Source organism: Pseudomonas sp. 51_B, from assembly GCF_017491595.1.
Classification (GTDB): Bacteria; Pseudomonadota; Gammaproteobacteria; order Pseudomonadales; family Pseudomonadaceae; genus Aquipseudomonas; species Aquipseudomonas promysalinigenes.
This window is the reverse complement of record NZ_JAFGYW010000097.1, coordinates 1-628: the sequence shown is the minus strand read 5'-3', so window position 1 is coordinate 628 and position 628 is coordinate 1. Positions and strand designations below refer to the sequence as shown.

The 628-nt window shown below is 59.9% G+C and carries 1 protein-coding gene; it reads right to left on the bottom strand.

Going from position 1 to position 628, the window contains the following annotated elements:
• Positions 1–380 precede the first annotated feature (380 nt).
• Positions 381–628 (bottom strand): helix-turn-helix domain-containing protein (locus J5M56_RS23820; protein WP_207937922.1); only part of this gene is annotated, 248 nt, incomplete at its 5' end.

The following is a 628-nucleotide window of genomic DNA, read 5'->3' as shown; positions in this document are numbered from 1 at the left end:
GACACCCGGTGCGCCTTGCGCCCGCCGAAGACAAACAAGTCCAGGGCCAGCATGGCCAGAACGAAGACGATGAAGGCGCCCCACATCCAGGGTTCGCCGATATTGATGTTCGTGGCAGGCATGGCACGCTCCCGGTCTCGTTACTTGCAGTGTTATCGCTGATTCAACGGCAAGCGCATCCCCTGTGGGAGCGAGCCTGCTCGCGAATGCGATGGAACAGTGAAGTTGAGGTTGCTGACCCACCGCGTTCGCGAGCAGGCTCGCTCCCACAGGGATCATCTTCTCTTCTCGATCAAAGTCAGACGGGGCCATGCTAGCGACGGATCTGGAGCAAAGAAAAATCGTTTATTTCTGACTGACAGGTCGGCAAAAACGAAGTGTCAGCGGAAAAACTCCCCCGGCGTCTCGCCAAACTGCTGACGAAACGCGGCGAGAAATGCCGAGGTCGAGTCGTATCCACAAGCCAGCGCAACATCCGTCACACGCTCGCCTTTTTCCAGCGGGGTCAGGGCGCCGAGCAGGCGCAGGCGCTGGCGCCAAGCGCGGAAGGTCAGGCCGGTGTCGCGCAAAAACAGGCGCGTCAGAGTCTTTTCGGTGACGCCGAATTTTTCGCCCCAGTGGCTCAGCG